This window comes from Paenibacillus sp. OT2-17, assembly GCF_009827695.1.
In the GTDB taxonomy this organism is placed as follows: Bacteria; Bacillota; Bacilli; order Paenibacillales; family Paenibacillaceae; genus Paenibacillus; species Paenibacillus polymyxa_B.
The window spans coordinates 1-616 of the sequence record NZ_WUDQ01001026.1 but is presented as its reverse complement, the minus strand read 5'-3'; the positions used below and the strand labels follow the sequence as shown (position 1 = coordinate 616).

General features: G+C 49.5%; 1 protein-coding gene. It reads right to left on the bottom strand.

Translation table 11 applies throughout. The features are described from left to right. Positions 1-183 precede the first annotated feature (183 nt). A partial coding sequence (locus tag GRP75_RS28855; RefSeq protein WP_160791103.1) for a sugar phosphate isomerase/epimerase family protein occupies positions 184-616 on the bottom strand: 433 nt, incomplete at its 5' end.

Genomic DNA, 616 nt, shown 5'->3' with positions numbered 1-616 from the left:
GCCAAAAAAGCCAACCCGCCAATGGGGGTGATTGCCCCAAGCTTTTTTGGCAAGCTGGGTCATTGTGATCGTGGCGGTTGTGCAAGGTTAAACAAGGATAAAGGAACAGAGACTTGGAAAAGGAGGCGCTTCCAAGTCTCTCGAATTATTGACATAGCATTACTGAGTATATGAAAGAATACATTATTTCGTCTGCACTTGTTGCGCCTTCTGAGCGGCTATCCGATGACCTTCGATATAACGTCTCGATTCTGACATCTCATGCTCCTGAGCAGCTTCCATAATAATATGAACCCCCGGCTTGTACTGCTCCAACAGTTCCATGTAGAGGGCATAGTTCATGTCACCAAAACCTGGCGGCACCGTCTCAATTTCACCTGACGATGACAACCGCCGGTCTTTGGCATGCGCTGCGATAATCCGAGGGCCCAGCAGTTGGAAAGCTTCGCGGATGATCTCATCCTGCTGCGCCAGATTTTCCGTTTTCAGCAGATTACCCGGATCAATCACAACACCGATGTGTGAAGAAGGTACTTCCTCCAGAAAGGCAGCCAACTCTACGGCAGTTCCGACCAAGTGATCGTTTGCAGCTTCCAATCCTACGAATACGCCCCAC